We start from the raw sequence: 15,209 nt of genomic DNA on the forward strand, positions 1-15,209 counted from the left end.
GTTGACCGGGCGATCACCCTACCTGAGCAGTGAGACGCAAGCGCCAGCAGGCATAGTAGGGGCGGCAGGACGGCAGGCCGTTCCGATGAGTGTGGGAACCTGGTCGCCCAGCGGGGAGAGGGACAGCGAACAGATGGCATCACGACGGGACGAACTGAACGCCTACACCTTCGCGAAGCGGAGGCTGATTGCACAGTTCGTGCAGCCGAATGCGACCGGCTCGGAGGAAGGTGCACCGCGCCCGCTGCGTGCGGTGGCTCCCGGAGCGATCGTCGGTGTGGTGGTTCTCGCGATTTTCGGCGCCTGGGGGATGTTCAAGCCGGTCGCCCCCAAGGACTGGGACAAGCCGGGTGAGAACGTCATCATCGCCAGCAAGTCCACCACTCGCTACGTCGTGCTCACCACCGGGAAGAAGACGCAGCTGCATCCGGTCCTGAACATGTCGTCGGCCAAGCTCCTGCTCAACCCGGACAAGGGCAAGGTCATCAACGTCGACGAGTCGGTCCTCGACAGCGGCAAGATTCCGCACGGCGCCACGCTGGGCATCCCGTACGCCCCCGACCGTCTGCCCGACAGCAAGGAAGCCGGCGCGGCCAAGCGCTGGGCCGTGTGCGAGCGGCCGGGCGAGGGCGGCCGGGCGATCCAGAAGGCGGCCTTCGTCCTCGCCGAGCGCGAGGAGAAGAAGACGGAAGGCGCGAACCGTCTGAGCGGCGGCGAACTGCTCTACGTCGAAGGCCCGGACAAGACCCGCTACGTGGTCGATGCGGCGGGCACGGCCTACCGCGTGGACAAGGACGAACTGCTGCTGCGTCAGCTGGTCGGCCAGGACCGCGCCGCGCAGCGGGTGTCCGAGGCCTGGCTCGCCACCCTTCACCAGGGCGACACCATCACGTTCCCGACCGTCCAAGGGGAGGTCGGCACCCCTGCCGGCATCCCCGGTGAGCTCGACCCCCAGGTCAACAAGGTCGGCATGGTCCTGTCCGCGACGAGCGGCACGAAGAAGCAGATGTACGTGGTCCTGCAGGGACGGGTCGCCCCCGTGTCGGACTTCACCGCCAAGCTGCTGCTCAACAGCCGGCAGCTCGTCGACCTCGGCCAGGCCGGCCAGGCGACCGCGGTCAGCGGCGGCGCCTTCCAGCCGGGCCGGGCGTTCGGCCAGGACAAGAAGTGGCCGCAGGCGGCACCGGTGCCCGTCAACGACACGAGCACCGCCGAAGACAGCCGCAACACGGTGTGCAACGTCCTGCGATCGGTGGACGCCGACAGCGGAGCCACCACACTCAGCACCTGGGCGGGCACCGACTTCCCCGCCACCATGCCGACCGGTTCCAGCAGCGCCTACGTCACGCCCGGATCCGGCCAGCTGTTCCGCCAGTTCAAGGGTTCCACGACCGGCAGCGGCTTCCTCTTCCTCGTGACCGACACCGGGCTGCGCTACGCGATGCAGTCCAACGGCGACAGCGCCACCGACGATTCCGGCATCGGCTCCTCCGGTTCGGCTGCGGACAAGCAGGCGCGTCAGGCGGAGGCCCAGCAGGCCCAGAACCGGCTCGGTTACAAGGGCGTCGACCCGCTGCCCATCCCCGCGGAATGGTCGACGTTCCTGCCCACCGGGCCGCGTCTGTCGACCGGGGCCGCGCGGCAGCCCCAGGGCTCGTGAGGGCCGGTACGAAGATGACGAACACCACCCGGCGCCTGCTCACCGCCGCGGCCGCCACCGTGCTCACGGTCATCGGCCTGCCCATGACCACCGCGGCGGCGGATGACAGCACGCAGTGCACCTTTCCCGGGAAGAAGTACGAAGGCCGCCCCTGGTCGCTCCAGCGCGTCCTGCTGGACGAGTTGTGGAAGCAGTCGACCGGCAAGGGGGTTCGCGTGGCCGTCATCGACACCGGCGTCGACGTCAAGAACCCCCAGCTGACGAAGGCCGTGGACACCAAGAGCGGCGTGAACCTGATCCCGAAGAACATCAAGGACGACAACGGGAACAAGATCGAGCGCGGCAAGGAGAACGGCACCACGGACACGGTGGGGCACGGCACCAAGGTGGCCGGCATCATCGCCGCCCGCCCTGCCAAGGGCACCGGTTTCGTCGGTCTTGCGCGGGACGCCACGATCATCCCGATCCAGCAGAACGACGCGGACGGCCACGGCACCGCCGAGACCCTGGCCCGGGCGATCCGGCACGCGATCGACGAAGAGGCCGACGTCATCAACATCTCGCAGGACACGGCCAATGCCGTGGAACCGGCACCCGCGCTCAAGCAGGCCGTGGACGCCGCCCTGGCGAAGGAGATCGTCGTCGTCGCGTCGGCGGGCAACGACGGACTGGGTGGCAACGTCAAGCGGACCTACCCCGCCTCGTACGACGGCGTGCTGGCCGTCGCGTCGTCGGACCGCAACAACGAACGGGCCCAGTTCTCCCAGTCCGGCGACTTCGTCGGCGTGGCCGCCCCGGGCGTCGACATGATCTCCACCGTGCCGGGAGGCGGCCACTGCGCCGACACCGGCACGAGCTTCTCCGCTCCCTACGTCGCCGGCCTGGCCGCCCTGGTCAAGGCCAAGCACGGCGACTGGACCCAGGAGCAGATCGTCGCCCAGATCCAGCAGACCGCGGAACGCTCGATCGCCGGCCATGACCGCCTCGTCGGCTGGGGAGTGGTCGACCCCGTCCGGGCCCTGACCGAGGACGACAAGCCGATCGAGAAGCCGGTGGCACATGAAGGCGTCACCCGCGCGGAGGCCCCGACCCCGGCCGAACTGCACCTGGGCGAGACGCCGGAGGAACGCAACGCCCGCCTCGCGACGTACGTCATGGTGGGTGGGGGTGTGCTGGTCGCGGCGATCACGGGCGCGGCGGTCGCTCTCCGCGACTCCCGGCGCAGGAGCCGAAGGGTCGCGCGGCAGGCGGCCGGCTGAGGCAGTTGTGCCAAGATCGTGACAGGGCGGTGACGATTGCAGCCGCACACGGCGTGGCCGGGTCGAAGTGTTGAAGTCCCGTGACGGATAAGACACTTGGGACTGTCATACCTGGTGGTTAGAGTGGTATCCGATGCAATCGGTGGATGGCGAGTCACCACGATCGCAATGCAGGACGGCTGTAGCAAACGGGGAGGAATGGGCATCGTGCTTCCGGCAGAGGGTGGGGGCGGCTCGAGTGGCACGAGCGATCTCGAGCGCGGCGTAGGTGCGCTGAAGCGGTTTCAGACGCGGGTGAACAAGCTGCTGAGCGAGCTGGAGGAGAGCGCGGCCGGCGGGACGAAGATGTCGGCTCAGACGATCTCCCGCGCTTCGTTGAGCGGCCAAAGCATGGCTGAATTCCCGGAGGCAGAGGGGCTCTACGCGCAGTACAACCGGGTCCATCAGTCCCTTGTCAGGCTTTCCAAGTCGCTCGGAGACCAGATCACGGTCCTGAGTATCGGTGTGCATGCCGCGGACGTCGGTTTCGACAACGTCGAAGAGGATAAGAGGCGCGAATTCGCGGCGATCCAGGCGCGTATCGATCGGGAGCGTGCGGCGGCTGAGGGGAAGAGCGACAAGCCGCAAGCGCCGACCAACAATGACAAGTCTTCTGATGGGGGGACGTACCGATGACCGAGAACGCGCCGGAGCTGAGCCCCAAGGAGCAACGCGAACAGGACCTGGCACGAGTCCAGGCCCAGCTCGGGGTTACCGACATGACCAGGACGGTCACGTCGGTGATGGGCAGCATCTTCGGAGGCGACTCCAACGGTCCTGGGCCGTTCGCGAGGAGCGACTTCGAAGGAAGGCAGCTCAACGACCTGATCGACCTGGTCGAAAACACCAACCCGGCGGATCTCGAAAACGCCGGCAATGCTCTGTGGAGCGCCAGGGACGCCCTCAGGGACGCGGCTGGGGAGCTCCTGTCGTACGTGAACAAGGTCGAATGGAAGGGTGAGTCCGGCGAGGAGTTCAAGTCCTTCGGACGCGCCCTGGCCGGACATGCGGGAGAACTCGCGAAGTTCGCAGATGTAGCGGGTACGCAGATCACTGTTGCGGGCACAGGCCTCGCCTCCGTGAAGATGCCCCCGCGCGACACCCGGGCGGTGAAGCGGAAGCCCGAGAGCATCCCGCCGGAAGAGCGTGCTGCCAACAAGGCGGAGTACGACAAGGCGGTGCAGGTCGAGAAGGACCGCCAAGAAGCCATCAACCAGATGTACAAGTTGGCGTCCTACTACGCGGTGTCTGAACAGACGCTGGCGGCGCAGGAACCCCCCGAGTTCAAACGGACACTGAAGGCGAATGTGCCGCCGCCCTCGGCGACGTACAGTCAGCCGCAGCGTGAGGCCGCTGCAAACGCTGGACTGGCGGACGGGGCATCAAGGGACGACCTGTCGGATGCCGGCTCCAGGAGCTCGGAAGGCTCGACGCGCACGGAACCCGTTGGCACAGTCGCACCGGCTCGACAGACCAACACGTCAATGGAGATCGACAGTGTCCTGACCCAGACTCCACCGACGACGCCGGCTCCTCAGGCCCCGGTTTCGCCCCCCACCGGACCGAACCCATCTCCGACCTCGCCCATGCCACCAGTGGCTCCCTTCCTCAACCAGACGAAGGGCGGTCCCCGACCCCTGCAATCCACCGGACTGCCGCGCACCACTGGACCCGCCAAGGGTCCCGTGGGCCGAGTAGGTGGGTCTGAAACCACCCCCGCCGTAGGACGTCCGGGCCCGTCGAACGGCAAGGGCGGCCAGCCGCCTATGGGACGCACAGGCGGCCCTGGTCCACTCAACGCGACGAACCAGAATCCTGGCGTCGGCCGCGCCGGTGGTCCTCCGAACGCACCGGTGGGACGAGGTGCCAATCAGCAGCCCACACGGGCGTCACGGACTGGGCGGACGGACGGGATCATTGGGGGAAGGCCGCAGCGCCCTACGGGCCCCTCATCCGCCTCTCGTATTCCGGGCGGGAAGGTCATCGGCGTGGATGCGACGCCGACGGGGCGCACCGGCGGGGGACGGATCGGCCAGCATGGCGTAGTCGGATCACCGCCCGCGAACACCGGTGCGCGGACCGGTGCGCGGCCCGTCGCCGGGCCGAACGGAGTCGTGGGCACACCGCGTGCCGGCGCAACGGGCTCACGTCCTGGCGCTGGTGGCTTCACACAAGGCGGTTCGGGTCTTGCTCGCGGAGCCAGGAACCGTGAGAAGGCCGAGAACGAGGAGCAGGAGCGCACGGAGTCGTCGCGTCCTGACTACCTGACGGAAGACGAAGAGACCTGGGAGGCACGGCGCCGCAACGCCGTTCCCCCGGTAATCGACTAGGCACAGGGAAGGTTCGGAAGCCAGGATGGCGTCAGTGTTGGGCCGGGCGCGAAAGCGCGGTGTGTCTCGTGTGCTGCGAACAGGGGTTGTCTGCACGGTTGCTGCGGCATGCGCCTGGTCCACGGGCCTCTCGGGAGGTGCTTTCGCCGCAACCACTGTGGACGCTCAGGCGGGGCAGTGGTACCTGAAGGCAATGGCTGCTCCCGAGCTCTGGGAGGCGGCAAAGGGTGAAGGCATCAAGGTCGCTGTCATCGACAGTGGGGTAAACCCCTCTACCCCGTCGCTGAAGGGGCAGGTCCTGAAGGGACTCGACACCACGGAGACTGAGGGTGACGAGACCGATGACTACAGAGGCCACGGGACCACAATGGCCGAACTGATCGCAGGCACGGGGAAGGGCGGCGGCCTGCGCGGTTTGGCTCCGAGCGTGAAGATTATTCCGTTCAGGGTTTCCGATACGGAATATCAGAACGGGCGAGTCGTGAATGGCCAGGATATTCCGGATGCCATCCGCGCCGCGGCGGACAGCGATGCCCAGATCATCAGCATGTCCATGGGCAGCGACTACTCAAGCGTGGACGGGCGAGAAGCGGTGGAGTACGCCCATAAGAAGGGCAAGTTGTTCTTCGCCGCCTCTGGCAACAACGCTGAGGAGGGCAACAAGCCGCAATATCCGGCTGCCTACCCGGACGTCGTCGGCGTCGCCTCCGCCGACCAGAAGGGCAAGGTCTCCGACTACTCGCAGCACGGCGACAACGTCGACATCGCCGCCCCGGGCAACGACATCCCCGGCTGGTGCGACGAGACGTTCACGAAGTACTGCGGCGGCGACGGTGGCACCAGTTCGGCTACCGCCATCGCATCGGCGTCCGCCGCTCTCATCTGGTCCCAGCACCCCGACTGGACTGCGAACCAGGTCCTTCGCGCGATGATCGACACAGCTGCCCGGGACTGGAAGAAGGGCACCCGGAGTGTCTATCTCGGCCACGGTCTCATCCGGCCCGGGCAGATCATTCTGGACAAGAAGGGTGAGCCCGGCGCACCGGATGTCAGCCCTCTCACCGATGAGAAGACGGGCGGTGACGTCCCCGCCAACGGTGCTCCGGCTCCTTCTGCACCAGCTTCGTCACAAGCCCCCGCAGACAAGCCCGGCCCCAACGCCGTTGTGGCAGGCTCCAGTTCCGAGTCCTCGGATAACAGCGGTCTGCCCGGATGGGTAATCGGCGCCATCGCCGCCGCTGTGGTGGTGATCGGGGGCGGCGCCTTCGCTTTCGCGCGGAAGCGTCGCAGCGCCTGATCAAAAGGTCGGGCTCGAAAGCCCGTTAAGGCCTTCACCTCAAGTCATGCTTCACCTCACTACTCGGTGAAGCGAAACCCAGCCGGTCACAACAGTAATTCAGAAGGGAAACGCAACCGTGTCACAGGGACAGCGGCTTTCAGACCAGCAAGTCATCCAGCTCGAGAAGCACCTCTTCGAGAAGTTCAACTCGATCAAGGGCCAGCTCCAGCAGATTCAGGGCACAGTCGACAGCCTTGAGGGCCAGTGGAAGGGCATCGCTGCCGGGGCCTTCAACGCGCAGCAAGAAGAGATCAACACCTCAATGGTGCGTCTCGGCAACATCCTCGCAAAGTTCCTCGAGGCGATGAGCATGTCGAGGAAGATCAAGGACGGCACGGAGGACGAACTCCGTGCCGCTGTGCAGAGCATCAACGTCGACCTCGGTGTCGGTACAACTGCGCCGTCGAACCTCAGCAAGCTCTAGAACCACTGGGCAGACCCGATCTCGGCAAGCCAAAAGCCGAATCACAACAACAGGTGAGTGAGGGAATCATGAGCACGAATTACGACGGGCTTGTCGTCAAGTACGGAGCTCTCGACGCGACGGCCACGGTGCTCGGTAACCAGGCGAAGAAGCTCGAAGAGGACCTGCGGTCCATCAAGACGGCCATGGCCAGCGTCGCCGCCGGCTGGGAGGGCGAGGCCCACGCAGCCTACGTCCAGGAACAGGAGAAGTGGGACAAGGAAGCCAACGACATCCACCTGGCTCTCCAGGAGATCGCCCGGGTCGTTGGCCAGGCGGGCGGCGACTACATGGGTGGCGACAAGAAGGCCGCCAGCTACTTCCTCTAGGCGCTGAATGGCGCAGGCAGGCATCTGGGGTGGGCACGCGCGAGGGGTGCCCACCTCTCTGCTGCCTCGGCCCACAGGCGACCAGTTCGACCCCGCTCGCTTACGCCTCGCCTGCCCCTCAGGGGAGGAGCCAGTCAAGGCGGCGGGTGTGGCGTAGGAGTCCTTGCCGGGCACGGTGAAGATCAGGCCGCGCTCGCGGAGTTCGCGCATTGCCCGGCGGGCGGTCGTCTGGGCGATGCCGTACTCATCGGCGAGACGAGCAGGCGTCGCGCGTGCACCGGGCTGGGTCTTGATCCCTTTCCTTCTCCGGCTGCTGATGCTGACGCTCCCGGCTACTGGCAGGCACCGGGAGGCTCCGTCCACCATCAGGCAGAACGCCGCACCCCCCGACCCCGCAAGGTGAGCCGGCCTTCACCCGGGATGCCTCGCGTCCCCGCTCAGCGGTCTCCGTACTCCCGGAAACAGGCAGCGCCGCTCGACGGTGCCCGGTCACCGCTGGCTCGCCCTTAACACGGCCCTGTCCTGTCCGGCTGTGCAGCGCAGGCGGCGGCGGGCGCTGTGGCTGGCCACGGTCGGTGTGGACGTTGACCGCCGGAACATCCACGCAGGTGTCCGATGAGTGGGCATGTCTATCCCTGTTGCGGGGCGCGGCGGTCCGTATTCGCCGTCGCGGTCGTGGTTCGGCCGGTGTGTGGCGGGTCGGTCTGTGTGCTGGCGCAGGAGTACGACGGTCCTCATCGCGACCGCACGAGTGACGCATGGTGGGTCACTCCGGAGATCGCCGATGCGGTGAGCGTGTCCTTGCTGGCTCGCGTGCTGGCGGACGCGTTCGTGCAGCCGGAGCGGGACCAGTGACGGACCAGGCGGGCCTGGCGACCCGGCAGCCGAACCCGAGTTCCGGTCGCCCCGCTGTATCGTCGACCGCCACGATCGTTGCCGTGATCATGTGCCCTGCGGCACCTCCGTGTCCGGGGTGCGTCATCTGGTCGGTGACTGCCCCTGCCACGTTCCGGCTCCGGTCATGGCAGACGGCGACAGCCCATGACGCCCTGATGTCCTCTGACGTGCTTTCAAGCTCGGCTCGGGCGCAGCACTGCGGCATCTCTCGACGACCGCATGCGCACCGTTCGGGCAGGGGCTGGCCGAAGTGACTGCTCAGCCCGTATTTCCAGCGCATATCCGGTCAGTGCGGAAGAGGCAGCCAAGATGCCGCGCCGTCAGGACCGCGCCTCACTCGAACACCGGCAGCGCCACCACCTCCGCCCCCGCCCTCAGGAAGAGACGGTTGCCGTCGCCGGCCAGCCAGTAGGTGCTGCCGTCGTTCGGCAGGGGCTGGTTCCAGACGTGCTTGTTGTCGCTGCGCGACATCGCATGGAGCGCCCAGCCGTCCCCGTCGCCTGCTGTCGAGCTGATGGCGCACACTGCATCGCCCTGAACCGCCACCGGGCTGTTCATGAAGTAGCCCGCTGGCGATCTCCAGACCTCGGTGCCGTCCGTGGCGTTGAGGGCCAATACGTACGAGACTTGTGCGCTGTACACGAGGCCGTTCTGGACGAGCGGAGGGCCCGAGGGCTGCAGGTCGCCGCCGAGCGTGATGCTCTTCGTCCACCGTTCGGTGCCATCCGACAAGCTGCGGGCGGTCAGCGTGGCACCGTCGATCAGGACCATGTCCTTGTGCAGTGCAGGATAGAGGCTGACATTGCCGGCGATGGACGACTGGTCGTCGTTGCTCCACACTTGGTGACCGTCGGTCGTGTCGACGGCGCGGATACGGCCCTTGCTCGTCGCGACCACCAGTCGGCCGCCTCCGGCCACGCTACGCGGACGGGTTTCGGCCTCCAGCCGATTCTCCAGGGCGACGGTCCAGCGGATGCTGCCGTCGGAGCGGCTGATGCTGCGGAGCTCGTCGTCCTTGGTGACGATGTACACGGCCGAGTCGTCGGCTGCGAGGACGTACTTCGCAGATGCGGGGACCGACCACCGGTCTTCACCCGATGAGGCGACGAACGTCACCACGTCGCCCTTCTTGTCCACGGCCGCGACGAGGGCGTCCGACAAGGTGACGATGCCGGCGTCCGCGTCTACACCGCGCGCGTGCCAGCGGCGCTTGCCGTCGACGACGCTATGGGCAGTCAGCCCACCCTCCGCCGCGCCGACGGCGATCACGACATCACGTACAGGCACCAGTCCGCCGCCCGTCTTGTCGAGCAGCTGTACGGGGCCCCACAGCGGCTTGGGCTTCCCGGCCGTCGCGGCGACCGGGTCGGCCATGGGGGTGTCGGCCGCCGAAGGCAGTGCATAGGGCCCCGAGTCACCCCGGCTGCCCAGCCACCAGGCCGTTGCCCCGGCTCCGGCTGCGAGCACCGCACCGCCCACCCCGAGCGATGTGAGCAGGCGCCGTCGCGACACCCCCCCAGAGGCCGAAGAGGCGACCACGGTCGTCAGACGGTGGATCGTGCGTTCCTGCTCCTTGATGTCCGACGCCAGCGGTCCCTGGCGCCAGACCCGTTCCGCGCCACGGGCAGGCGCGAACGCCGCCGCCAACTGACCGGGCGTCGGCCGGTGCGCCGGGTCCTTGGCGAGGCAGGGGCCGATGAGCGGGGCGAGATGCGCCGGGATCTGGTCCATACGTGGTGCTCCGTGCACGACTTCGTACTGCACCGCGGCGACGTGGGTTCCGGTGAACGCCTGGTTCCCCGTGGCCGCGTAGATCAGCACGGCACCCAGCGAGAACACGTCCGCCGCGGGCCCGACACGCTGCCCCAACACCTGCTCGGGAGCGCCGAAGCCGGGAGTGACAGGGATCTGCCCGGTGGTCGTGAGGGTGAGCCCGTGCTCCGGCCGGGCGATGCCGAAGTCGATGACGCGCGGTCCGGCCGAGGTCAGCACGATGTTGGCGGGCTTGAGGTCGCGGTGAATCAGCCCGGCGGCATGGATGTCGGCCAGCGTCCTGGCGAGGGACGAGGCCAGGACGCGCAGAGTGGGCTCGTCCAGCGGACCGTGCGCACGGACGGCATTGTCCAGAGTCGGACCGGTCAGGAACTCAGTGGCGATCCACGGGCGCCCGCCATCGGTGTGCGCGCCGAGCACCCGTGCCACGCCTGTGCTGGTGACGGACTGCGCCATCTGGGCCTCGCGGACGAAGCGCTGCCCCAGGTTCTGGTCGTGGGCCAGTTCGGGCCGGAGGACCTTCACGGCGGCCTTCCTGCCGAAGGAGTCCTGGCCGAAGTAGACCTTTCCCATACCGCCCTCTCCGAGGACGCCGAGGAGTCGGTACGGTCCGAGCCGGAGCGGGTCGCCGGGGCCGAGGGGTTTCACGAGTACGGCTGCTTTCTGCGCGATCGGGGTCAGGCGTATGGATAGGCGGCGAAGTAGTCCTCGCCGATGGCGACAATCGCCTCCGGGATGCCGTCGTGGGCGTAGAAGCGATCTCCCCGGGCCTTGCGGGTCGTGACCGCCTTGCCTGTATCGTGGGAGAACGACCGCAGTAGCCCGGATTTACTGCTGTATGCGTAAATCTCGGAGACGCCGGGGGCAGGTGGCAGCGTCACGTCGAGGTCGGCACCGCTGTGGTCAGGCGCCCGCCACAGCAGGTCCCCAGTGCTCCAGTCGACGGCGACAAGGCCGAGACCCTCTTCGACGGCGAGCACCCCATCTCCGCCCAACGCGGGTGGTCCCGTCCGTGCCTTGGCGCGGCCCGGTCCGAACGACCATTTCTCCTTGCCGTCCTTCAGTTCGAGGGCGCGCAGACTGCCCACCGGTGGGTAGACGTACCAGTCGTCGACCTCCAGCATCCCCCGGATGGCGTCCGGGTCCGGGGCGTCGAGCGTCTGCCGCCACAGTTCCTTTCCCCGACGCGAGTCGTGGACAGCCAAGGTGACCGTGCCGTCGGGCATTTCTTGGAGGACGGCCAGATGGTCCTTCACGGCCCGCGCGGCCAGGAAGTGCAACCGGTCCGAGGTTCGCGGTCGGGAGGGAAGCGGCTGTCGCCACCGCACCTTGGCGGTGTGGACATCGACGGCGAGCAGGTGCCACTCCTGGGAACTGTCGTAGCCGATGCCCGCGCCGGAGGGCTCGCCCTGCCCCGCCGCGAGAAAGACGACATCCGCAAAGGCACTCAGGAGTTGTGTCGCGGGGAGAGCCCCGTTGTATTCCTTCAACTGGACGACGTCCTGCTTCATAACACGGGCCCACTTGACTGATGCGATGGTCAGCGGGTGGTTGCCGGAGGGCAGGGCTTCGGAGGCGTACACCCTGGACGTGTCGATGTCCTCGTCACAAGTGCACCGGTGGGCCGGGCCCTTCAGTAGTGAGGGGGTGTCGAAGCCGCCCTTGTTGATGTCGATGGTCCGCAGGCCGTCGTCGTCCGCGATGGCCAGCGTCGCGCCGAACTTGAGGGGCACGGGCGGGGACAGCGAGGCTCCCTCCAGGCGCAACGGCAGCTCCCACAGCCAATCCCCCCTCTTGGGCACCGGCGTGGGGGAGGTCCTCTTGGAGCCCGAGGCGGCGGTGCCTCCGCCCGTCGAGGTCGCCCAGGTCAAGATGCCACCGCCGAGCGCCGCGGCGCCGACGAGGCCCGAACCGCCGGCGGTGAGCAGGGCACGCCTGCTGTACGCCCGACAGCCTGGGGCAGCGGTCTGCGCGGTGTCGTCAGCGGGCGCGGGGAGACGCTGCGGCTGCTGCTGCCAGACGGTGGTGGCGCGGCGGGCGATGTCGGCGAGCAGCACGTCGGGGAGGTGGTCGGCGAATTGACCTTGGCCGTCGTGGAGTTGGCCGATCGCCTCCTGGGTCGTCGGGCGCTGAGCCGGGTCCTTGGCGAGACAGCGGCTGAGCAGCGGCACGAGCGCCGCCGGGACTCCTGACAAGTCGGGGTCGGCATAGCGGACGCGGTAGAGGAGGTCGGCCGCCTGGCCGGTGCCGAAGGGGCCGTGGCCGGTGACGGCGTAGACGAGGATGCCGGCGAGGGCGAACACGTCGCCCGCAGACGTGTGTTCCTGGCCCGTGGCCTGCTCCGGGGACATGAAGGCCGGGGTGCCCGCCGCAGTGCCCGTGCGGGTGAGGCGGTCGTCGCCGGCCGCACGGGCGATGCCGAAGTCGATGATCTTGGGGCCGTGGGCCGTGACCATGACGTTGGAGGGCTTGAGGTCGCGGTGGACGACGTCCGAGGCGTGGAGCTGGGCGAGCGCGCCGGCGAGGGCCGCGCCAAGAGCCCGAACGGACGCCTCGGGCAGGGGGCCGCACAGAGCAACGGCGTCGTCGAGGGGCGGGCCGAGGACGTATTCGGTGGCGAGCCAGGGAGTTTCGGCGGCGGGGTCGGCGTCGACGACGGTGGCACCGTGGTGGCCGCCGATGATGCGGGCGGCGTCGGTTTCGAGGTGGAAGCGGGTTCGCGCGGCGGGGTCCGTCGCGATGCGGGCGTGCATGGTCTTGAGGGCGAGGGTGCGGCCGCCGGCTGTGCGGGCGAGGTAGACGGTGCCCATGCCGCCGTGGCCGAGGCGGGCGAGGAGCCGGTGGCCGCCGATCTCGCCCGGGTCGTCGTGGGTCAGAGGCGCAAGCATCGTCATCAGGTCCTGGGGGCGGTTTGGGGGACACGGATCTCGGCCGCGAGGAGCTGGGCCGACTGGCGGGCGAGTGCCGCGATCACACGGCCCGGCAGCCAGCCGGGTGACAGCAATGACGCCGACGAGTCCAGCACTGTCGACGACGGCGCTGATGAGGCCGGCGGGAGGGCGAGCAGCAGCTCCGCCGCCGTGGGGCGGTCCGCAGCGTCGCGGGACAGGCAGTGGGAGATCAAGGGGCGCAGGGACTCGGGGAGTTCGGAGCGCTCCGGGACCGTGTGGCCGGTGGCGGCGTACGCGAGCACAGCACCGAGTCCGTGGATGTCGCCCGCGGGGCGCGGGCGTCCGCCGGCCGCCGCCTCGGGGGCGAGACTGCCCGGCTCCAGCCCGGGACGGCCGCTGCGCTGTTCACCGTCCGGCGCGGCCGCGCGCACGGAGCCGTAGCACGTCAGACGCGGCCCGTCCCAGGCGAGCAGGACCGAGGAGGGGGAGAGGCCCGCGTGGGTGATGCCCGTTGCGTGCGCGGCCGCGAGGGTGTCGGCGAGGGCCGTGCCCAGGGCTCGTACGGTGTGCTCGGGCAATGGGCCGCCGTGCACGGCGAGGGCGACGGGCAGGGGGAGTACGGGGAGATAGGGCGTCGCGTACCAGGGCGCGGCCGGCGTCGGCGACACCTCCGCTATCGGCAGCACCCATGGCCCGCCGAACCCACGCGCCGCCTGCGCCTCTACGAGGAACCGCCCCGCGTCGATGCCCTCCAGCGGCGCGCTGACCAGCACCGTGCGGTCACCGTCCGCGCTGCGCGCGACGAACCGGTGCTCCGGCACGGGCGGGAAGCCGGGGCTGGCCGGGTCGAGCCGGGTGATCAGCTGGTACGGGCCGATCCGGCGCGGGCCGTTGCCGGAGGGCCGTTCCGTGCGCCCTCGTTCCATCTGCGAATCCCCCTCTTCCCCGGACGGCAACCGGGAGATCCTATCGAGGCGTCGGGGCCCCTTCCGCGCGTGGGGCTGTGCGGGCGTGTGCCGCCGCGGCTGGCGCGGGCCGCTCGCACGCCGGGTGGAGGCCACCGTGCGACCGCCCGACGGTCAGCCGCCGTCGGCGGAGGGCCGACGGCACCGGGGTGTCCGCGGACCAGAATGGGGACTTGATGTACGGCAGCCCCTTGGCCCTGGCGAGTTCGGGTCGATGGGCTCCCTCGGCGGCTCGGTGACCCCGGACTCCGTCACGCAGGGCGAAGAGACGGTGAAGAACGCCTGGCCCTCGCGGCCGATCTTGACTGTGACCTGGAAGCCTTCTGGGGTGCGGGCAAAGATCGCCGGCTTCTCGTTGTTGGGGCGCACCGTGGTGATCTCGTAGCCTTCCTTCTTCCAGTAGCGCTTGACCACGCCCATGAAGCTGCCGCGCCGTTCCGCCGAGATCACCGTCATGACGTACCGCCCCCGGATGGCCTGGTCGGTCCCCGTGGCGTCGTTCTTGAAGTCGGTGCAGATGGGGTCATTGGACGGCCCTCGCCGCGCCTCCACCCCGGGCTTGATCGCAGCCCGGGTGTCTTCCCGGATCTTCTCCGCCAGGTCACCGGCCTGCTGCATGTTCATGTTCTGCCCCTTTCCCTGGGGCCGCTCCCGGCGCCGCCGATCAGGCCATAGCCGGACACGGTCAGCACGGCAAGCGCCACGGCAAGAGTGCGGTTTTTCATCGATGCTTCTCCGGAACGACGAGGTCAGGCTGGCCCGCGACGACCGCGGCAATGTTCTCCGCCGACACGCGATCCGCGTCCGGGTTGAAGTAGTTGGAATGCACGGGTGTGGGGCTTTGGCCGTCGACGACCTCGGCGACGAGGGCACCGGCAGGGCTGCTGGAACTGGGGCGTGTCCGGAGGGGTGAACGCGAGCGCCTCAGGCCCATGTACTCCGGAACCGGCTGGTCGGCGGAGGGCTTGGCCGTCACCGTCAGGCAGATGGTGTCCTCCTCGCCCGCTTACCTCGTAGCGCTCCACATTGCCGCGCGATTCCAGCGCGCCCGACCGTCACGCCAACCTGGCGGTCGGGTCGTCGCTTTCCGGGCCCGCGCAGTTCAGGGTCGATGTAGTCGTCCCAGGATCTGTCCTCCTCGCCCGGGCGGAGATTCGTCCAGCCGTCCTGCGACTGGGCCACTGACCGCACCCGGTCGCGGAGCTCGTCGTCGATTCTGTCGGCGACAGCGAAGCACAAGAGCCGGTGGACGAGGAAGCCGGCG

The 15,209-nt window shown here is 68.6% G+C and carries 13 protein-coding genes; 8 read left to right on the forward strand and 5 right to left on the reverse strand.

Going from position 1 to position 15,209, the window contains the following annotated elements:
- The first annotated feature begins 133 nt into the window (after nucleotides 1–133).
- The 8 genes from eccB to J7E88_RS36595 all read left to right on the forward strand — a co-directional run bounded on the left by eccB (nucleotide 134) and on the right by J7E88_RS36595 (nucleotide 8,274).
- Nucleotides 134–1,660, forward strand: coding sequence for a type VII secretion protein EccB (eccB, locus tag J7E88_RS33570; protein WP_215187256.1), 1,527 nt, complete (start codon nucleotides 134–136; stop codon nucleotides 1,658–1,660).
- A gap of 14 nt (nucleotides 1,661–1,674) precedes the next feature.
- Nucleotides 1,675–2,919 (forward strand): type VII secretion-associated serine protease mycosin, encoded by a 1,245-nt coding sequence (mycP, locus tag J7E88_RS33575; RefSeq protein WP_215187257.1) that lies wholly within the window; start codon nucleotides 1,675–1,677, stop codon nucleotides 2,917–2,919.
- Nucleotides 2,920–3,117: 198 nt separating this feature from the next.
- Nucleotides 3,118–3,594 (forward strand): hypothetical protein, encoded by a 477-nt coding sequence (locus tag J7E88_RS33580; protein ID WP_215187258.1) that lies wholly within the window; start codon nucleotides 3,118–3,120, stop codon nucleotides 3,592–3,594.
- Entirely contained in the window at nucleotides 3,591–5,288 is a 1,698-nt protein-coding gene (locus tag J7E88_RS33585; RefSeq protein ID WP_215187259.1) for a hypothetical protein, read from the forward strand. The genes J7E88_RS33580 and J7E88_RS33585 overlap by 4 nt, the downstream gene beginning before the upstream one ends.
- 25 nt (nucleotides 5,289–5,313) lie before the next feature.
- On the forward strand, nucleotides 5,314–6,585 hold the full coding sequence (locus tag J7E88_RS33590) for a S8 family serine peptidase (protein ID WP_215187260.1): 1,272 nt from the start codon (nucleotides 5,314–5,316) through the stop codon (nucleotides 6,583–6,585).
- A 118-nt stretch (nucleotides 6,586–6,703) separates the two neighbouring features.
- Complete coding sequence (locus J7E88_RS33595; RefSeq protein WP_215187261.1) at nucleotides 6,704–7,051, forward strand: WXG100 family type VII secretion target; 348 nt, start codon at nucleotides 6,704–6,706, stop codon at nucleotides 7,049–7,051.
- Between the two features lie 68 nt (nucleotides 7,052–7,119).
- Entirely contained in the window at nucleotides 7,120–7,419 is a 300-nt protein-coding gene (locus tag J7E88_RS33600; RefSeq protein WP_215187262.1) for a WXG100 family type VII secretion target, read from the forward strand.
- A gap of 708 nt (nucleotides 7,420–8,127) precedes the next feature.
- Entirely contained in the window at nucleotides 8,128–8,274 is a 147-nt protein-coding gene (locus tag J7E88_RS36595; RefSeq protein ID WP_251023599.1) for a hypothetical protein, read from the forward strand.
- A 375-nt stretch (nucleotides 8,275–8,649) separates the two neighbouring features.
- On the opposite strand, the gene J7E88_RS33615 is transcribed toward J7E88_RS36595, so the two are convergent.
- The 5 genes from J7E88_RS33615 to J7E88_RS33635 all read right to left on the reverse strand — a co-directional run bounded on the left by J7E88_RS33615 (nucleotide 8,650) and on the right by J7E88_RS33635 (nucleotide 14,921).
- Nucleotides 8,650–10,737 carry a serine/threonine-protein kinase gene (locus J7E88_RS33615; protein WP_215187263.1) on the reverse strand — a complete coding sequence of 696 codons (2,088 nt, stop codon included), beginning with the start codon at nucleotides 10,735–10,737 and terminating at the stop codon, nucleotides 8,650–8,652.
- A gap of 29 nt (nucleotides 10,738–10,766) precedes the next feature.
- Nucleotides 10,767–12,977: a protein kinase gene (locus tag J7E88_RS33620; protein ID WP_215187264.1), complete on the reverse strand. Its 2,211-nt coding sequence runs from the start codon at nucleotides 12,975–12,977 to the stop codon at nucleotides 10,767–10,769.
- A gap of 5 nt (nucleotides 12,978–12,982) precedes the next feature.
- The gene (locus J7E88_RS33625; RefSeq protein WP_215187265.1) at nucleotides 12,983–13,906 is read right to left on the reverse strand and encodes a serine/threonine protein kinase; all 924 of its coding nucleotides are present in this window, start codon (nucleotides 13,904–13,906) and stop codon (nucleotides 12,983–12,985) included.
- A gap of 153 nt (nucleotides 13,907–14,059) precedes the next feature.
- Entirely contained in the window at nucleotides 14,060–14,569 is a 510-nt protein-coding gene (locus J7E88_RS33630) for a hypothetical protein (RefSeq protein ID WP_215187266.1), read from the reverse strand.
- A 97-nt stretch (nucleotides 14,570–14,666) separates the two neighbouring features.
- Complete coding sequence (locus tag J7E88_RS33635; protein WP_215187267.1) at nucleotides 14,667–14,921, reverse strand: hypothetical protein; 255 nt, start codon at nucleotides 14,919–14,921, stop codon at nucleotides 14,667–14,669.
- Nucleotides 14,922–15,209: the final 288 nt, after the last annotated feature.

Origin of the sequence: Streptomyces sp. ISL-10 (assembly GCF_018614575.1) — a bacterium.
Classification (GTDB): domain Bacteria; phylum Actinomycetota; class Actinomycetes; order Streptomycetales; family Streptomycetaceae; genus Streptomyces.

Coding starts and splice junctions, on each gene's coding strand:
- J7E88_RS33600 (WP_215187262.1), top strand. CDS start 7,120: ATGAGCACGAATTACGACGGGCTTGTCGTCAAGTACGGAGCTCTCGAC.
- mycP (WP_215187257.1), top strand. CDS start 1,675: ATGACGAACACCACCCGGCGCCTGCTCACCGCCGCGGCCGCCACCGTG.
- J7E88_RS33585 (WP_215187259.1), top strand. CDS start 3,591: ATGACCGAGAACGCGCCGGAGCTGAGCCCCAAGGAGCAACGCGAACAG.
- J7E88_RS33630 (WP_215187266.1), bottom strand. CDS start 14,569: ATGAACATGCAGCAGGCCGGTGACCTGGCGGAGAAGATCCGGGAAGAC.
- eccB (WP_215187256.1), top strand. CDS start 134: ATGGCATCACGACGGGACGAACTGAACGCCTACACCTTCGCGAAGCGG.
- J7E88_RS33590 (WP_215187260.1), top strand. CDS start 5,314: ATGGCGTCAGTGTTGGGCCGGGCGCGAAAGCGCGGTGTGTCTCGTGTG.
- J7E88_RS33620 (WP_215187264.1), bottom strand. CDS start 12,977: ATGCTTGCGCCTCTGACCCACGACGACCCGGGCGAGATCGGCGGCCAC.
- J7E88_RS33580 (WP_215187258.1), top strand. CDS start 3,118: ATGGGCATCGTGCTTCCGGCAGAGGGTGGGGGCGGCTCGAGTGGCACG.
- J7E88_RS33625 (WP_215187265.1), bottom strand. CDS start 13,906: ATGGAACGAGGGCGCACGGAACGGCCCTCCGGCAACGGCCCGCGCCGG.